14 protein-coding genes and 3 tRNA genes are annotated in these 16,698 nt (G+C 42.7%); 13 read left to right on the top strand and 4 right to left on the bottom strand.

Annotated elements, in window-relative coordinates; genetic code table 11:
- Window positions 1-115 (top strand): transposase (locus tag QL898_RS00965; protein ID WP_201547709.1); only part of this gene is annotated, 115 nt, incomplete at its 5' end.
- An 81-nt stretch (window positions 116-196) separates the two neighbouring features.
- On the opposite strand, the gene QL898_RS00960 is transcribed toward QL898_RS00965, so the two are convergent.
- Window positions 197-1,849, bottom strand: coding sequence for an aminotransferase class I/II-fold pyridoxal phosphate-dependent enzyme (locus QL898_RS00960; protein WP_290175489.1), 1,653 nt, complete (start codon window positions 1,847-1,849; stop codon window positions 197-199).
- 444 nt (window positions 1,850-2,293) lie between these two features.
- Between QL898_RS00960 and msrB the strand changes: the two genes are divergently transcribed.
- The 4 genes from msrB (at window position 2,294) to QL898_RS00940 (ending at window position 3,756) form a co-directional block, all read left to right on the top strand.
- Window positions 2,294-2,719 carry a peptide-methionine (R)-S-oxide reductase MsrB gene (gene msrB, locus QL898_RS00955; protein WP_057760931.1) on the top strand — a complete coding sequence of 142 codons (426 nt, stop codon included), beginning with the start codon at window positions 2,294-2,296 and terminating at the stop codon, window positions 2,717-2,719.
- A gap of 137 nt (window positions 2,720-2,856) precedes the next feature.
- Complete coding sequence (locus QL898_RS00950; RefSeq protein ID WP_290175488.1) at window positions 2,857-3,342, top strand: glutathione peroxidase; 486 nt, start codon at window positions 2,857-2,859, stop codon at window positions 3,340-3,342.
- A 224-nt stretch (window positions 3,343-3,566) separates the two neighbouring features.
- A tRNA-Val gene (locus tag QL898_RS00945) sits at window positions 3,567-3,642 on the top strand.
- A gap of 37 nt (window positions 3,643-3,679) precedes the next feature.
- Window positions 3,680-3,756: transfer RNA gene (locus tag QL898_RS00940), tRNA-Asp, on the top strand.
- A 370-nt stretch (window positions 3,757-4,126) separates the two neighbouring features.
- Here the strand turns inward: QL898_RS00940 and QL898_RS00935 are convergent.
- A complete protein-coding gene (locus QL898_RS00935) occupies window positions 4,127-5,476 on the bottom strand; it encodes an MBL fold metallo-hydrolase (RefSeq protein WP_290175487.1) in 1,350 nt (449 codons plus the stop codon).
- Between the two features lie 354 nt (window positions 5,477-5,830).
- Here QL898_RS00935 and QL898_RS00930 point away from each other — a divergent pair, with 354 nt between their 5' ends.
- The 4 genes from QL898_RS00930 to QL898_RS00915 all read left to right on the top strand — a co-directional run bounded on the left by QL898_RS00930 (window position 5,831) and on the right by QL898_RS00915 (window position 8,780).
- Window positions 5,831-6,193 (top strand): winged helix-turn-helix domain-containing protein, encoded by a 363-nt coding sequence (locus QL898_RS00930; protein WP_290175486.1) that lies wholly within the window; start codon window positions 5,831-5,833, stop codon window positions 6,191-6,193.
- A gap of 44 nt (window positions 6,194-6,237) precedes the next feature.
- Window positions 6,238-6,645: an arsenate reductase (glutaredoxin) gene (arsC, locus tag QL898_RS00925; RefSeq protein ID WP_261870998.1), complete on the top strand. Its 408-nt coding sequence runs from the start codon at window positions 6,238-6,240 to the stop codon at window positions 6,643-6,645.
- The gene (gene arsH / locus QL898_RS00920; protein ID WP_290175485.1) at window positions 6,632-7,405 is read left to right on the top strand and encodes an arsenical resistance protein ArsH; all 774 of its coding nucleotides are present in this window, start codon (window positions 6,632-6,634) and stop codon (window positions 7,403-7,405) included. The genes arsC and arsH overlap by 14 nt, the downstream gene beginning before the upstream one ends.
- A gap of 67 nt (window positions 7,406-7,472) precedes the next feature.
- Window positions 7,473-8,780, top strand: a complete 1,308-nt coding sequence (locus QL898_RS00915; protein WP_290175484.1) for an arsenic transporter — start codon at window positions 7,473-7,475, stop codon at window positions 8,778-8,780.
- A gap of 558 nt (window positions 8,781-9,338) precedes the next feature.
- Here the strand turns inward: QL898_RS00915 and QL898_RS00910 are convergent.
- A tRNA-Asn gene (locus tag QL898_RS00910) sits at window positions 9,339-9,414 on the bottom strand.
- 256 nt (window positions 9,415-9,670) lie between these two features.
- Window positions 9,671-10,873, bottom strand: coding sequence for a pyridoxal phosphate-dependent aminotransferase (locus QL898_RS00905; protein WP_057760918.1), 1,203 nt, complete (start codon window positions 10,871-10,873; stop codon window positions 9,671-9,673).
- Window positions 10,874-11,405: 532 nt separating this feature from the next.
- On the opposite strand from QL898_RS00905, the gene QL898_RS00900 reads away from it, so the two are divergent.
- The 4 genes from QL898_RS00900 to QL898_RS00885 all read left to right on the top strand — a co-directional run bounded on the left by QL898_RS00900 (window position 11,406) and on the right by QL898_RS00885 (window position 16,651).
- Window positions 11,406-12,143 carry an SDR family NAD(P)-dependent oxidoreductase gene (locus tag QL898_RS00900; RefSeq protein ID WP_290175483.1) on the top strand — a complete coding sequence of 246 codons (738 nt, stop codon included), beginning with the start codon at window positions 11,406-11,408 and terminating at the stop codon, window positions 12,141-12,143.
- A gap of 62 nt (window positions 12,144-12,205) precedes the next feature.
- Complete coding sequence (locus tag QL898_RS00895) at window positions 12,206-13,942, top strand: FAD-dependent oxidoreductase (protein ID WP_290175482.1); 1,737 nt, start codon at window positions 12,206-12,208, stop codon at window positions 13,940-13,942.
- Between the two features lie 84 nt (window positions 13,943-14,026).
- Window positions 14,027-15,037 carry a DUF1365 family protein gene (locus QL898_RS00890; protein ID WP_290175481.1) on the top strand — a complete coding sequence of 337 codons (1,011 nt, stop codon included), beginning with the start codon at window positions 14,027-14,029 and terminating at the stop codon, window positions 15,035-15,037.
- 159 nt (window positions 15,038-15,196) lie between these two features.
- Window positions 15,197-16,651 carry a cyclopropane-fatty-acyl-phospholipid synthase family protein gene (locus QL898_RS00885; RefSeq protein WP_290175480.1) on the top strand — a complete coding sequence of 485 codons (1,455 nt, stop codon included), beginning with the start codon at window positions 15,197-15,199 and terminating at the stop codon, window positions 16,649-16,651.
- Window positions 16,652-16,698 lie beyond the last annotated feature (47 nt).

Genomic DNA, 16,698 nt, shown 5'->3' with positions numbered 1-16,698 from the left:
GAACTTCTTTGCCAAGATTAAGCAGTATCGTGCGATTGCTACTCGCTATGATAAGTTAGCCCGTCATTTCTTGAGTGCTATTTATCTGGTTTCTTGTGTCATTTGGCTTAATTGATGACACGCCCTAGGTTCAACGCAATAAAAAACGCTTATCAGCATCATGCCGATAAGCGTTTTTTTAATGATATATAACGATTTACTCGGTACCAAATTGCTTACGTTTTTTGGCAAAAAATCTGTCCAATCTATCCATCGCATTTTCTAGGTCAAGTAAATTAGGTAAGAACACCAGACGGAAATGGTCGGGTCTATCCCAGTTAAACCCAGTACCTTGAACCATCAATACATTTTCTTCAACGAGCAAGTCCATCATAAAATCCATATCATCAGTGATAGGATAGACCTCTGGATCCATTTTTGGAAAACAGTAAAACGCGCCTTGAGGCATGGTACAAGAAATACCTTTGATAGCATTTAGACGTGAGACTGCCATTTCACGTTGCTTATATAGACGACCCTTTTCAGAGGTTAGGTCTTGCATGCTCTGATGCCCACCCATCGCTGTTTGAATGGCGTACTGTCCTTGCACGTTAGAACAAAGGCGCATAGATGCGAGCATATCTAAGCCTTCAATAAAGTCAGCTGCGTGCTGTTTGCGGCCTGATACCATCATCCAACCTGAGCGAAATCCTGCAATACGATGCGACTTCGACAAACCATTGTAAGAGAGTACTAGCACGTCGTCAGTTAAGGTGCTCATCGGCGTATGTACATTATCATCATAGAGAATGCGGTCGTAAATCTCATCGGCCATGATGATTAAATCATGCTCTTTAGCGACTTCGATGATTTGCTTTAATAGCTCATCACTATAAAGGGAGCCTGTCGGGTTATTTGGGTTAATAACCACGATGCCCTTTGTTTTACTCGTGATTTTAGACTTAATGTCTTCAATATCAGGATGCCAGTTGTCTTCTTCATTACAGCGATAGTGCACAGCAGTACCGCCAGCGAGGTTGGCCGCTGCTGTCCAAAGCGGGTAGTCTGGCATAGGAATTAGGACTTCATCACCGTCATTCATCAACGCCTGCATGGTCATGACAATAAGCTCAGAAACCCCATTGCCTAAATATACATCACGCACATCAACAGCCGACAGCAACCCCTTTGATTGGTAATATTGCAAAATGGCTTTACGCGCTGAAAAAATCCCCTGTGAGTCTGAATAACCAGTTGCCTCAGATAAATTCATAGCGACATCGCGTAAAATCTCATGCGGGGCTTCTAAACCAAAAGGCGCTGGATTGCCCACGTTTAATTTTAATATGCGTTTGCCTTCTGCTTCCATCTTATTGGCAGTTTGTAAGAGAGGACCACGAATGTCATAGCAAACGTTTTGTAATTTATCAGATTTTTTTATGGTGTTCATAGCATGACCGTTTTTCGGATTGGTTGTCGAATTGTTTTTTGAGTCTTTACCAGCAGGATAAAGTGTCGTGGACTGAGCATCAGTTGTCTTAATACCTGACTGTGTGTGGGAAATCGTATCTAGCTTTTGATGTTCACTGCGCTCTATAGATGATGTCGACTCGTCTGCATCAATAGCCTCATTATTGAGGTCGCCGCGCAACAGATATCCCTCACTACAGCCCAAAATACGTGCGAGTGTAGGCAGCTTGGATGAGACAATGCCGTTGGTACCGCGCTCCCAGTTTGAGATAGCACCACGACTCACTTTTGCACCAGCGGCTGTCATGGCTTGTGCTAGTTGCTCAGCAGTAAACCCTTTGTCACGGCGCAACTGTACCAGTCGTTCCGCTTGTGTACTTTTGCTATTGTCGTCAGACATAGTCGTTTGAGCCTTTATTAATCAGTAATTATTCAGTGTAGAGATATATTAACCATTTTAATTAAACACTAATGCAAGATATTATTGCATTGATAGGTAATTTGCAAATGATTTTACAATCAGCTCTATTAGTAATTGCAAGTATATCTTGCAATTAACTCTTGGTTTATATTTATATGTCTCTAAATCTCTTATATAGACTATAAAATGTATAGGTATCAAAATTACATCTTTACCCATCATTATCTAAAATTAATTTGCTATATTTAACTCAGTTAATCTCGTCAATCATGCTATCTATCTCACAATATAGAGAGTACTTTTCTTATATATGCCTTGAATAGTGTGCTGATAACCAACAGATAGAGCACGTCGTTCTCATAATCATATGGCGATAAAATAGTTACCGAGATTAGATAATAAATACTCGAATAAGGATAAATTATGCAAGACAATCAACTAAGCAAAGAAGAAATCAGCCAGTTGACTGAAGCTGACTGGAAAGAGCGTTTAACCGCTGATGAGTATCATATTATGCGTGAGAAGGGCACTGAGCGTCCATTTACAGGTGTATACAATGATGCAACCGATGATGGCGTTTACCGCTGTAAGGGCTGCGGTGCAAGCTTATTTGACTCAAGCAATAAGTTTGATGCGAGCTGTGGCTGGCCAAGTTTTGATCAAGGTATCGATAACAGCGCGATTGAAGAGCACGTCGATAACTCGCTAGGCATGACTCGCACCGAAGTCACTTGCAGCAACTGCGGCGCACATTTGGGTCATGTATTCCCTGATGGCCCTACTGAGACAACAGGCATGCGCTATTGCATCAACTCAGTATCTATCGATTTAGATAAGTCTGAGAAGTAAGTAGGCTAAGTAGTATTAGAAACGTGAAAGGGAAGTGCACGGTGCTTCCTTTTCAATAGTTTTATTATGTGTATGATAGAAAAAGAAGTAGTGCATAAACACCCAAAACAATAAAAACCTCAATTTAAGGATAAATGATGAGCACAATTTATGATTTTACGGCTGAGCGCATGGATGGTAACTCGCAAGCATTTTCAGATTACCAAGATAAAGTATTATTAATCGTCAATACCGCAAGCAAATGTGGATTTACGCCGCAGTTCGAAGGTTTAGAATCACTATATCAACAGTATAAGGATCAAGGACTGGTTGTCGTCGGTTTTCCTTGTAACCAATTTGGTAGCCAAGATCCAGGTAGCAATGACGAGATTGGTGCGTTTTGCCAAAAGAACTATGGTGTCAGTTTTCCAATGATGGCAAAGACTGATGTCAATGGCGCAGATGCTCATCCTATCTATGAATGGCTCAAAGAACAAAAGAGTGGCGTGCTGACAGATGGTATCAAGTGGAATTTCACCAAGTTCCTAGTTGATAGTAAAGGTCAGGTTATTGACCGTTATGCACCAACGACTAAGCCAGAAGCTATCAAAAATGACATCGAGCAAGCACTGGCCAATAAGTAAGCATTAAACTTAAAAAATATTGATTTTGTATAAAAATATAAAATCAATAAAAACAAATGCTTGCTAGATATTCTAATAAAAATCGAAAAAATATCTAAAAAAGTCGTAAATACTGTTTGACACCCAACAGTAAATCTATATAATACACACCCACAGCAACGGAGCTTAGTGACAAACTTAAGAGCTCAGTTGATGTTGAATAAATTGCCTAGCAATTGTTCGAAGGGTGATTAGCTCAGTTGGTAGAGCGTCTGCCTTACACGCAGAATGTCGGCGGTTCGAATCCGTCATCACCCACCACTTCTTAGCAAGTGGCTAAACAAGCTAAGAGACCTAAGCAGCGGTAGTTCAGTTGGTTAGAATACCGGCCTGTCACGCCGGGGGTCGCGGGTTCGAGTCCCGTCCGCTGCGCCATATTTAAAACGAATTTAAACTATTAAGTTTAAGCAAGTTTCGCCTCAAGCATTAGATTGTTTGAGGTTTTTTTGTGTCTGTTTTTTATGTATCTATGTTTTATGCGTTATAAGTCAGGTAAGCAAGTACAGTAAGAATTAGAATCTAGAACCATGACTTAGATTCACTTAAGTCGTATCACTTAAAAGTCAGCTAAAACAACGACCCTTCTTTTATATCAATCTTATATTGAATAAAAGAAGGGCCGTTGTACTTATTTTATGTATAACATGTCTTAGTTACAGCACATTAAAATTCCTCTGCTTAAAACGCATTATCCAGAATTTATGACGCGTTTGCCTTATTGTAGATTTTAGTTAAGGGTAAAGAGTTACTCATGCGTTGCCTGCCATGCACCCATTGACCCTAAATAGATATCAATGTGCTCAAAACCTCGACTAGCGAGCCACCCTGCTGCTATTGTTGCCCGAGCACCACTGGCGCACATCAATGTATAGTGGCGACTTTGGTCAAGCTCATGCCAACGCTCGTTCAGGTGACCAACATAGATATGCTGTGAGCCTTCAATCGCATTAGTATTTCTCTCATCGATATCGCGTACATCGAGCAATGTCCAGTTCTGAGCATTATTAAGGCGACTCTCTACCTCGGTTGTGTCGATCATAGGGGTTTGCTGCATCTGCTCACCTTTTGCAGCAGCAGGGACGACACCCACATAGCCACCTATAATATTATCAAAAGCAATACGTACCAGATGCTCCATCGCAGTCGCAAGTTGCTCTTCATTAGAGGCAATCAGTGCCAAGCTTTGTCCTTCCTCGATAAACCATCCAGCAAACGCAGGTAGCATGTTGACAGGTAAGCTCATAGAACCGGGCAGGTGTCCTGACGCATATGCCATAGGTTCACGAATATCGATGAGATGATCAGCATCGCAGTCATGCAGCTGCTTAAGTGAAAGGTTACGCGGACGCATAACGACTGGAGGCGCTTCACCACCTTCCATATTAAGGCGCTCCATCAATCTGAAATAGGGTGGCTGATAATGGTTTTCGCTAGTCTTGAAGTCAATAAATGTCTCACGATCGGTAATCTGTAAACGTGGGTTGTTTATTCTTTCGTGACCGACGGTAGAAAACTCACGTTCCGCCATGCCTGAACCACAGACGGAGCCTGCACCATGAGCTGGATAAATAATTGCTTGATCACCGAGCGCTAGAATGTCTTGTAACGAATCATAAAGTAAACCTGCAACTTCTCTACGACGCTCAGGATAGAAGTCAGTACGACCGACATCACCTACAAATAGTGCATCTCCAGTAAAAACGCCAACCGCCTTATCTGGGTACACCGTGTCAAACAGCGTATAAGCAAGATGATCATCAGTATGACCAGGCGTTTCTAAGACACGGATTTCTAATTGGCCAATTGAAAAGCAGTCACCATTACGTACTGTCTCAGCGTAGACAACAGGTTGTTCTGGATTGGGTCCATGCAAAACTGTTGCTCCTGTCATTGCGGCCAAGATAGGTGCTCCAGAAACCAAATCCTCATTGCGATGTGTCTCAAAAATATGAGTAATCTTAAGTCCAGCTGCGCGCGCCTTTTCTACATATATCGCACAGTCACGACGTGGGTCAATTACCGCTGCTTGACCGCCAGAGCCTACCAAGTAGGATAGGTGCGAAAGTCCAGGTGTCTTAATTTTCTCTAGTAGCATGGTTATTTCCTTATTGTTGTTTTAATCATAATAGTTATTTTAATCAGGTTTATTGGCAGTACAGAGCGAGAGCTACCAGCCAAACTTAGTTTTACTGTTGCATAAACTCGTATTCAATCTAGCATGAACTTATAAGTATCATCAATATACAATAACATATATTAAACTTGTTATTTACATAAGGTCAAACGTAGAGAGTTTTAGGTTGAAAAGGTGAGGTGATCATTATTTCCACTATTTGGTTAATCGCTTTTACTTGTTGATATATAGGTTAATTACACAGAGATATCTCTTTTAGAATAAAAATATCTGTCAAACATTGAATTATTTTAATATGTCTGTATTATTAGACATATGGAAATAACTAATGCTATCGCAAGCTTTGCTGCGCTCTCTCAAGATACTCGTTTAAAGGCTTTTAAGCTGCTCGTCAGCCACGAGCCTGAAGGCCTACCTGCGGGCGAAATAGCTCGTCAGCTCGTTGTTCCTCATAACACAATGTCAGCCCACCTATCGGTGCTGGCACGGGCAGGGTGGGTGGTCTCACAGCGTCATAGCCGGCAGATTATCTATCGTGCTTCGCTATCACATATGGATAACGTCATTCAGTTTCTATTGCAAGATTGCTGTGCAGGACATCCAGAATTGTGTGCGTCACTTATGGATAGTTTAAGCGGGTGCAGAGTAAATGAGTCTGCTGAGCAAGGTAATGATTAAACCAATTATCAATTCAATAAATACATAAAATAGGTGTAAAAGCTATGAAGCCATTAATCTTTCATAATCCTAAATGCGGAACCTCTCGTAATACGCTTGCCATTATTAAAGCGTCAGGTGAAGAGCCAGAAGTGGTGGAATATCTGAAAAATACACCAACCCGCGACCGTTTAGTTGAGCTATTGGCACAAATGCAGATTTCGCCTAGAGAGCTATTAAGAAGCAAAGAAGCTATCAATGATGAGCTTGGTCTAGATAATCCTGAGTTGTCTGATGATCAGATTATCGATGCTATGATTGCGCATCCTATTTTAATCAACCGTCCTATCGTGGTGACTGATAAAGGCGCTGCTCTATGCCGCCCGTCAGAGCGTGTGTTTGAATTGCTAGCCAATCCAGTAAATAGCTTCACAAAAGAAGACGGCGAGGTTGTTACTCATGACAAACACTGAGGTTGACCAAGCATTGGCAGTTGATCCTACTGTTTCGCCAGAATTTAGCTTAGACGACTTACCCAATATTGATATAGATAATCTTCAGCCTATCGATATTGAGTCTTTGGTTGCGCCAAATGACTCACGTCATCCGCCAAGAATACTAGTGCTATACGGTTCTGTCCGTGCGCGCTCATTTTCTAGATTGGCCGCTGAAGAGTCTAGCCGATTGCTACGTTGGTATGGTTGTGAAGTAAAAATGTTTGATCCATCCGGCCTACCATTGCCTGACGATGTAGACTCAGACCATCCTAAAGTGCAAGAATTGCGGGAGCTGGCGCAGTGGTCAGAAGGTATGCTGTGGGTGAGTCCAGAGCGTCACGGCAGTATCACCAGTATCATGAAAGCGCAAATCGACTGGATACCGCTGTCCCTAGGTGGCGTGCGTCCAACTCAAGGTAAAACCCTAGCACTGATGCAAGTCAGCGGCGGTAGTCAGAGCTTTAATACGGTTAATCAGATGCGTATTCTTGGGCGTTGGATGCGGATGATCACTATCCCCAACCAGTCTTCGATACCCAAAGCGTTCTTAGAGTTCAACGATGACAATCGCATGGATATGTCTCCGTTATATCTGCGTCTTGTCGATGTCTGTGAGGAGCTAGTGAAGTTTACTTGGCTCACACGTGGACGTTCAGATTATCTCACTGATCGCTATTCAGAACGCGTCGAGAGTGCTGAAGAACTATCGAGCCGCGTCAATCAAAAATCGATCTAACCCCCTAATCGATCTAATTTCCTATATTAAATCGGCTGAATAAAATCAGCTTAAGTAAGGTTGTACAATGCTTGCATTTGCTATTTTTGTGGTCACTTTAGTCTTAGTTATCTGGCAACCTAAAGGATTGGGCATCGGCTGGAGCGCCATGGGTGGTGCTTTAGTCGCGTTAGCGCTTGGCGTCGTGCAGTTATCAGATGTGGGTATCGTCTTGGATATTGTCTGGGATGCGACCTTTACTTTTGTGGCGCTGATTATCATCTCGCTTATCTTAGATCGGGCAGGGTTTTTTGGCTGGGCTGCATTGCACGTGGCACGCCTTGGCAATGGGCAAGGGCGTTTATTGTTTCCGATGATTGTCGTGCTCGGCGCCTTTATTTCTGCATTTTTTGCCAATGATGGTGCTGCGCTATTACTAACCCCGATTGTCATTGCTATCTTGCTGCGTCTGAAATTTTCGCCACCATCAGCTTTGGCATTTATCATAGCAACTGGTTTTATCGCTGATACGGCAAGCCTGCCATTGGTTACCTCAAATTTAGTCAACATTGTCAGTGCCAATTATTTCGATATTGGCTTTGGTCGTTATGCCGCGGTGATGGTACCGGTCAATATAGTGTCTGTATTAGCGACGCTACTGGTGTTGTGGGTTGTCTATGCACGTCATATTCCAAAAACCTACTCAACTAGCGAGCTAAGCGCTCCAGAGTCTGCCATTACCGATCCATTAGTATTCCGAGCTGCTTTTCCACTATTAGGCTTGCTACTGGTCGCCTACTTTGCAACAGAGCCGTTGGGGCTGCCTATTTCACTGGTTACAGGTATCGCTGCTGTCGCGTTAATGGCAATCGCTGGCCGCATATGGCAAGGCGGTCGCGGTGCGGTTGTCTCTGTGAGCGATGTAGTACGTAAAGCGCCTTGGCAAATCGTACTATTTTCAATCGGTATGTATCTGGTGGTATATGGTCTGGGTAATGCAGGGCTTACGGCCTATGGTGCGCAAGTACTTAACTGGTTGGGACAACAAGGCGCAGTGATTGCTACCGTTGGAACTGGGTTTTTATCAGCGATAGTCGCTTCTGTTATGAATAATATGCCAGCAACCTTAGTCGGTGCGCTTGCGATTGATCAAGCACAAGTGCCTACTGCAACGCGAGAGCTAATGATTTATGCCAATGTCATTGGTAATGATTTGGGACCTAAATTTACGCCGATTGGTAGTCTGGCTACTTTACTATGGTTACATGTCTTAGCAGAAAAGGACTACAAAATCAGCTGGGGACAGTACATAAAGATTGGTCTACTGATCACGCCGCCTGTGTTGTTAGTGACATTGTTAGCATTGGTATTCTGGCTACCACTATTGCCAAGTTAACTGATGAAAAACTTACTACAGTAATATCCGATCGTGACCATGTTGCTTAGTTTTAAGTAACATGGTCAAAATCAAGTATGAGATAAAGTAGTGATTAGCGCTTATCAAATTGGCAAAATAGATAAACAATATTAGGGTCTGTTGAACTTTCAAATATTAGGACTGCTGATCGCGAAAATCGCATCATACTAGGCGTAAACCGACGATAATGTCGAGACCTTAACTAGGCTTGCAACAACGTTTGAGGTGATTTTAGCATCAGCCTTGAGAACGGATCGAGTAAAGCACCGCTTTGCCCGTTTGCAAGACGAGAGCTGTGCTCGAGTGGAGGACAGGGCTATTTTTTGCCAATACATGGCGAAACTGTCTAACCTAGAACGACTGGGCGTCAAAAATTTCACTGCGTATTGTCTAAAAAATAGTCACTGCCAGTACCACATTTGAATGTTCAACAGACCCTAAGTGATACGCATAAAAAAACCCTCATCAAATTGATGAGGGTTTTGGCAAATGCCATAATTGAATCAAAGTTGACTCAAGAAATTTACTACTAAAATGTGGCTCTCCAACCTGGGCTCGAACCAGGGACACACGGATTAACAGTCCGTTGCTCTACCAACTGAGCTATTGGAGAATAGGCTGTAAGTGTTTAATCGCTTACAACGAGCCTTAGAAGTCTCTAACGAGTTCTTGCTAAGTGGGGCGTATTCTAGCAAAGTTAAAAAATACGTCAAGCCTTTTTTTGCATAATTAGTAAAAATTGTCATTTTAATGATGAGATAGTGTGTTTTTCCTAGTTATGCCCAAGACTCGCGTAAAAAAATACGCCCTATAGTGTATAGAGGGCGTATTTTTTATGAACAGCGGTAAGACTCGTTGCTCTTTACGATTTATTCAGCAACGTCTAAATCAGCCACTGCTTTTTCGATACGCGATAGGGCATCTTTCAATGTTGCTTCATCAGTAGCGTATGAGATACGCATATAGCCGCCAAGACCGAATGCATCGCCAGGTACGACTGCCACGCCAACTTTGTCCAATAACCATGCTGAGAATTCAGTACATGACGACAGGCCAGCCGCTTTGATTAGCGGTACGATATTTGGATACACATAAAATGCGCCATCAGGACGCAGGCAAGTAATGCCTTTGATGGCGTTTAGACCATCTACTACTAGGTCACAGCGTTTCTCAAAAGCGGCTACCATCGGCTCTAGTACGCTCTGATCACCACTGATAGCAACTTCGGCAGCCACTTGGCTGATTGACGTTGGGCAAGAGGTAGATTGTGACTGTACCTTTTTCATCGCGCCGATTAGCTTAGCAGGGCCACCCGCATAGCCGATACGCCAGCCTGTCATCGCATACGCTTTAGACACACCGTTCAAGATGATGGCACGATCTTTTAGCTCAGGTGCTGCATTTAAGATATTGTAGAACTTATCGCCTGTCCAGCGGATGTGCTCGTACATATCGTCTGAAGCTACATAGACTTGTGGATGCTTTTTTAATACTTCAGCGATGGCCTTTAGCTCATCTAATGTGTAAATCATACCTGTTGGGTTAGATGGGCTGTTTAATACCAATAGTTTAGTCTTGTCAGTGATCGCTTCTTCTAACTGCTCAGGGGTAATTTTGAAGTCTTGCTCCGCTGGGCATTTGACGATGACTGGCACACCTTCTGCGATGATAACCATGTCAGGATAGCTGACCCAGTATGGTGCTGGGATGATGACTTCATCGCCAGGATTGATAAATGCTTGGGCAAGGTTAAAGAATGACTGCTTACCACCGACCGATACTAGGATTTCGTTTGGCTCGTAGCTGATGTCATTGTCGCGCTTAAACTTCTCGATGATGGCTGTTTTTAGCTCTGGCGTACCATCGACAGCCGTATATTTAGTGAAGCCATCATTGATTGCATCGATTGCTGCTTTTTTGATGTGTTCAGGAGTATCAAAATCAGGTTCACCAGCGCCCAAGCCGATAATATCTTTACCAGCTGCTTTGAGCTCTTTGGCTTTATTGGTAATCGCTAGCGTAGGTGATGGTTGGATGTTGTTGACGCGGTCAGACAGTTGCAACTCGCTCATGAGAGATCCTTTTTTATATGAGGGTGGGATTTGTGAAAATCTGATATTAATTATATAACGTTTTCATTGCTATCAGGACAAGATGTCAGATAGTTTAAGAAAAGATAGCATTATCTTACCGTAATACGGTGGTCATTCGATTATAGATGATGGTAATAATGCTTCGGCAAACGACACGATTGCTAATTTTTGAATTGTAGCATGCTGATATTGAGCTGTCTTACGACGCTAGTAACAGAATATTGTGTCGTTGCTTGTGATAGTAGCACCCTTATAAAGATGACAAATAACATGCTTATATTAAGCTTGAGCCAGACGATTGCGAAGACACAACAATAAACCTGTAGCCAACCACTATAATTATTTAGATTTGTTAAATAAAATGGCTTATAGCTTAATAAAATGCGCCCAATGATATCTGCGAAGAATAACGATAATAGATAGCTGTTATCAAAGGTCTAAACTTTTATTAATTAATCAGTTTAAGCCCATAAATTCTATATTATAAAAATACTCAAAAAGGATATTTACGATGACAGATTCTACTGAAAAATTACATATTCTCATTACTGGGGCGACGTCAGGCATTGGTAAGCAGTTGGCAAAAGACTATCTGCTAGCAGATCATCATGTATATGCGGTCGGTCGTGACGACGAAGCGTTGGCTGAGCTTGAAACGCTAGGCGCAGAAACGATTGATTTAGACTTAATGGATCGAGAAAAGGTTATCGAAGCTTTTGAAAAAATCGACAATGTTGATCTAGCGATTTGCGGTGCTGGCATGTGCGAGTACTTAGATATGCCGAACTTTGATAGCAGTATGTTTATGAAAGTCATGTCGGTAAACATGGGTACGTTGTCGCATGCAATCGAAGGAGTGCTGCCAAAGCTAATCGCTTCAAAAGGTCGATTGATCGGTATCGGTTCAGCGTCTGCTTATGTGCCTTTTGCGCGCGCTGAGGCATATGGTAGCTCAAAAGCTGCTATCCATTATCTAATGAAAACCCTACAGATTAGCCTTGCTCCGCATGATGTGTCAGTTAGCTTAGTTGTACCTGGTTTTGTTGAGACACCTATGACCAAACAGAATGACTTTCCGATGCCGTTTATCCAGACGCCAGCGCAGGCCAGTCAAGCCATACGCAATGGTATTGAAAGTGGGCATGATGTGATTGAATTCCCAAAGAAATTGACTATGCCTTTAAAAGCATTGGGCACGTTGCCTGATTTGGTCTGGCAGCAAGTTAGTGAAAAACTTAATAAAAAATAATCTACTATCAGTAGAACTCTCAGCCATCATATCGACAGAAAAATACAGAAGGGAATGCTTTTATGCCGTTTACTCGTTTCAAGCGTGCAAGTAACCAAAAGATTGCTACCGATGCTACAACAGATTCTGACCATCAGACTACCCAAAAACGTATTGCTATCATCGGCTCAGGTGTGTCAGGACTGACATGTGCTCATTATCTAGGTACGCAACATGATGTGACGGTATTTGAAGCCAATGATTATATCGGCGGGCATGTAAATACGATTGACGTGGCACTACAAGACGGTAAAAAAGCGAAGAGTAGCAATGTAGAGAGTAGTGCGATAGATACAGGGTTTATTGTCTTTAATGAGCGCACATACCCGAACTTCTTTCGTTTGCTTCATGAGTTGCAGGTGCCGTTTCAAGCAACGGACATGAGCTTTTCTGTCAAAAATACTGCACGTCATTTTGAATACAACGGTCATACGCTCAACACCTTATTATCGCAACGCAAAAATGTGCTCAATCCGAATTTCTGGCAGTTTATCAAAGATATCTTACAGTTTAACAAGCATATCAAACAGCTACGCCAAGATTACGATAATGCGCGCTCTCAAGGACAAGATGTCAGTAGCTTTGCAGAACAAACGCTCGGTGGTTACTTAGCACAAAAGAAATACGGTCAGCTGTTTACCGATAACTATCTATTGCCAATGGTATCGGCCATTTGGTCAACCAGTCTAGATGAAGTACAAGATTTCCCACTGGTGTTCTTTGCACAATTCTTTGACAACCATGGTTTGCTCGACGTGGTCAATCGTCCGCAGTGGTTTACGATAAAGGGTGGCTCAAAGCAGTATGTCAATAAACTGATTCCACGTTTTATCAAAGCGGGTGGCAAAATACTAGTCAATAGTCCAGTACAGTCTGTGGTTCGTGATGGTGATCAAGTTATTTTGACGGTGAAGAATGTTTTAACAGTGCAGGATAAAGGTAATGCTGACAACCGTAGCGAAAATCTTGTATTCGATGATGTGATCTTTGCTTGTCATGCAGATACTGCGCTAAAGATTCTAAAGGATGCGAGCACCAATGAGACTGAAGTATTAAGTCACTTTCGCTTTACCAAAAACACGGCTGTATTGCACACCGATACCAGTGTTTTACCTAAGAAACCACTGGCATGGGCAAGCTGGAATTACTTAATAGATGAAACAGTTTCAGGCAGTGTTAAGGATGAGCAAGCGTCTGGAAACGCACAGATCCCTGCAAAGCCAGTGCTGACTTATCACATGAATATCCTGCAACGCTTGACCAAAAAACACAATTATTTAGTCACCCTAAATCCAGCTGTAGACAATAAAAGCGTCGATGATAAGCAGATAATTAAGAGCATTGATTACAGTCATCCAGTGTTCGATCTTGCGATGATTGATGCGCAGACTAAATGGTCGAGTATCTCGGGTAACGGTTCGCACACACATTTCTGCGGGGCTTATTGGTTTAATGGCTTTCATGAAGATGGCGTACGCAGTGGATTACGCGTCTGTCAGGCGCTTGGTCTTGATATTGATATAAAAGATGAGGTTGACCCAGCTCATTTACCTGACGCTGATAGCGCGCATACGCCGTTTCGTTATAAAGATCTACCTATAAAAGCGGATACCAAATTACGTAAGCTGAATAAGCGTGAAGTAACCACAGCGACGACCAATCAGGAACTGGTTAAGTATGCTGATCGTTTGCAGAGTTCAACTGCTGATACGAGCCAATATAAGAAGCGTGGCTTATTCGGTCGCCGTAAAACCAAATAATATGACGATTAATGCTGCTATGTATTCTAAGTGTTTTGAAAGGTTCGCCATACGAAAAGCACACCGTTACACAAGAGACTATTTATGACCACGTTCGTTCAAGATACCAATGCTATGCCAAGTCGTGAGTCTTCTTGTGATACCACTGCATTACCGCATCAGCTGTTTGAGGGTACGACATGGCACAGTCGGCTGCTACCTAGTGTGAATAAGTTCGTTTACCCTTACCGCTATTGGGGCGTCAATATTAGCGTGCTGGCGGCAGGACAGGAACTTCCCGAAATTAGCACGGCAGTATTTGATGAGAGTAAAGTTTCAGGGAAATTACCATTACGTAAAGTATTGCCGAAAAATCTACTAGCAAAAGGTCTGCCTCTATTTTCAGCAAAGACAAAGGCGCTACAACGATTCTGTCCTGATGACTATCTACAGCATACTGACCTACAGAGTAATAATAGCCTAAGCAACGATGAAAAACCCAATAGTAATGTAAAGTCTATTCAAGCACTAGAAAAACGCCTAATTCAAGCATTTGAAAAACATGCAGGTAGCGCACCTGAAGGCGATATGTTGGGATTGCTCGTCTGCCGTAATGCTGGCATGTACTTTAGCCCAGTCAATTTTTACTTAGGGTTTGATTCGCAGCAAACGCCCACTCATTTGTTGGCTGAAGTGTCTAATACGCCATGGGACAAGCGTCATTACTACGGGTTTCTGTTAGAAGGAGAAGATACTGAGTTCTGTCATGACAAGGATTTTCACGTATCACCTTTTAACCCTATTGATCAGCTGTACCGCTGGCAGGTTACGGTAAAACGTACAAAAACAGAAGAGAAACCTAATACTGGCTTGCAAGTGCGTATTGCTATCAATATCAGCGATGAGCGCGGTGAAGTTCTAAAAACTGGTATAAAGATATCAGGGGTGCCAATGACAGAAGAGGCTGTTCGTCATAGCTTGCGAAAAAACCCTCTAATGAATATGACATCATTAACACGTATTTATTGGCACGCGTTTAAGCTATATGCAATTAAAAAGGTGCCGTATATCAACTACGATGAAAAATTGGCCGACAGTCAACAGAAAGGCGGCTAGCAGTAAAGTACACAGAAAAAAAGTAGCTAGCAGTATCGAGCGCAAAAGATATCTTATAGTTACAGCAATTTTTAAATATCAATAATCCAAAAATCTCGTCAATGTACTACTGAAAATGAACCACTAAAAATAAAGCATTTAAACAAGGATAAATACACGATGCCAGCACGACCGACCGATCGAGCACCAGTCACAAAACTAGAAAAATTAACTGCTCGTGTGAGCAAAGTAGTTAATGAAAGCGCTGTACTACAGCCAGTCAGCAATAGTGTGAATCACTTAGCTAGAAAGCTTATCTTTCGTGCGCTACAGCATATACAGTTTGGTAGCCTCACGCTGATTGAAACATTTGACGAGCAGGAACCTAAGACAAGTAGCTTTGGCAAAGTAGCTACTAATGACGCTAGTAGCTCGGCGGTTGGTCGCCATTCGCTACATGTGACGTTACAGATTCATGATCCTGCTGTCTATCGTCAGCTATTACTTGGTGGCTCTATCGCGCTAGCAGACAGTTATATCGATGGTGAGTGGGATACGGATGATTTGACAGGTTTGATTCGTTTAGCGGCTCGCAATTTAGCAGTGCTCAATAAACTAGAGAATCGTTTTGCTGGTATTAGTAAAGCATTTGAAAAAGCGAAGCATCAGCTACGTAGCAATGACAAATCTGGCTCCAAATCCAATATTCTAGCCCATTATGATTTGGGCAATGACATGTATCAGCGGTTTTTGGACGATACGATGATGTACTCATCGGCAGTCTATCCTACGCCTGACGTAACGCTCAGTGATGCGCAACAGCACAAACTGTCGCTCATATGCCAACGTTTACAGCTCAGTGCGGATGATAATGTGATCGAAATTGGTACAGGGTGGGGCGGTTTTGCTATCTTTGCAGCCAAGCATTACGGCTGCCACGTGACCACCACGACTATCTCTGATGCCCAGTATGATGAAGCACAGCGACGAGTCGAGGCGGCAGGTCTGTCTGACAAAATTACGCTACTCAAACAAGATTACCGCGAGCTGACAGGTCAATATGACAAGTTAGTCAGTATCGAGATGATTGAAGCGGTGGGCCATGAGTACTTACCGACTTTCTTTGCCAAGTGTAATAGCTTGCTCAAGCCGACGGGTCTTATGGTATTGCAGGCTATCACCTTTAACGATCAGAATTATCAAGACTATATCGATTCAGTCGATTTTATCCAAACGCATATTTTCCCAGGTGGTTGTCTGCTCTCAAACCAAGAGCTGACGACCCAATTTACTGAACAAACCGATATGGTCGTCAAACAATTGCATGATTATGGCTTCGATTATGCGTACACGCTGCGTGACTGGCGTGCTGCGTTTATGGCGCAGCGTGCAGAGATTCAAGCGCTTGGCTATGACGATGCCTTTATCCGCCTATGGGAGTTTTACTTTTGCTATTGCGAAGGTGGTTTTTTGGAGCGCACGATCGGTGTGGTACAAGTTACTGCGGTGAAGCCTAACAACATCGATACGCTGCATTTCTCTGATCTGCCATCTGCCGTCTTAAATCTTAAAACAGTTTTGAACGATGAGACAGCCTTTAGTGAAGAAGATAGAACAGACATTGCGTCAGTATAAGTCTGATGATATAGATATGGTTTGTTCATAACATTCATAGGGTCTCA

The sequence above is a fragment of the Psychrobacter sp. APC 3279 genome, assembly GCF_030407795.1.
Lineage (GTDB): Bacteria > Pseudomonadota > Gammaproteobacteria > Pseudomonadales > Moraxellaceae > Psychrobacter.
This window is presented reverse-complemented; position numbering and strand designations above follow the sequence as displayed.